The 1,289-nt window shown below is 77.6% G+C and carries 1 protein-coding gene; it reads right to left on the reverse strand.

Annotated features, from left to right (window positions below):
• Nucleotides 1-269 precede the first annotated feature (269 nt).
• A partial coding sequence (locus AOK15_RS37690) for an aminotransferase class I/II-fold pyridoxal phosphate-dependent enzyme (RefSeq protein WP_055523266.1) occupies nt 270-1,289 on the reverse strand: 1,020 nt, incomplete at its 5' end.

A 1,289-nucleotide genomic window follows, 5' to 3' on the forward strand; every position in this document is an offset into this window, starting at 1 on the left:
CCGCGTCCACCTGCGGCAGCGGGACGGCGAAGGGCGACGTGGGCCTCGGCTCCAGGGCGCCGAGGCCGGATGAGAACGCCGGATCGTCGGTGTCCTCGGGGGTCGCGGAGACGGGCGACGAGGAGGCCGCGGAGGGGGTCGACTCGGACTGCTGCGTCATCGAGGAGGCTCCCCTCGCTGGGCGTCGTCGAGGGATCGTCGTCGCGGACCGGACAGCGCGCGGTCGGCCGATCGGCGCGGACACGATCCGGTGGCCCCGGGCAGTCTCGTCATCGGAGATCCTCCAGGGCCGCCCGGAACTGGGTCAACGCGCTTTCCACATGGGGCAGTTCCAGGGGGTCGGGGGCGGCCAGGGCCTGCGCCCGCTCCTCGTCGGCGGTGCCGAGGAACAGTCCCGTCGACAGGCGGAAGCGCAGCGCCCCGAGGTCGTCCCCGAAGCGGTGTCCGCCGGGCACGGGCAGGCCGAGCCGGGCGGTGAGGAAGTCCTCCAGCTCCTGGGCATCGCCGACGCCGTGCGCGGTGAGCGCCGGGCGCAGCGGGGCGAGGTCGACGTAGAGGTGCCGGCCCGCGCGCGGGGGCAGGGCGAGCGCCCCGGCGGCGATCACGGCCCGGTGCGCGGCGGCGGCCAGCCGCGCGTGCAGCCGGACCGCACCGGCGAGCCGCTCGCGGACGGGGCCGGGTTCGTCGAGCGCGTACGCGGCGGCCGCGGCGACCGGGGTGGCGACACGGGCGCCGAGCGCGGTGAGCACGTCGAGGACCCGGTCCCGCAGTCCGCCGCCGATGCCGTCGGCCGGGAAGCGGGCGACGGCGGCGGGCCAGCCGGGCGGCAGGAAGGGGCCCGCGAGGTCGGTGACGACGGTGACCCGGTCCGGCAGCATCTCGGCGGGGCTGAGCAGCACGGGGTCGTGCGGGTCGTGCAGGGTGTCGCGCCAGGTCTCGTCGCTGACCAGGTGCAGGCCCTCCCCCGCGGCGGCCTCCACGGTCTCGTGGACCAGCTCGGGCGGGGCCACGGTGGCGGTCGGGTCGTCGGCGACGCACAGCACGAGCAGCCGGGGGTCACCGCCCTCGTCCCGGATTCTGCGCACGGTCTCCAGCAGCGCGTACGAGTCCGGTACGCCGCCGCACTCGGCGGGTGTCGGGACGTGGAAGACGGATCTGCCGAGCGCCCGCGCCTCGGGCTCCCACCAGGCGGCGCACGGCCGCGGGAGCAGGACGTCGCCGCCGATCGCGGCGGTCAGCGCCAGCAGCAGGGCGGGGGCGCCGGGGGCGGCCACGACCCGGTCGGGGGT

It is taken from the genome of Streptomyces ossamyceticus (genome assembly GCF_001418475.1).
GTDB lineage: Bacteria > Actinomycetota > Actinomycetes > Streptomycetales > Streptomycetaceae > Streptomyces > Streptomyces ossamyceticus.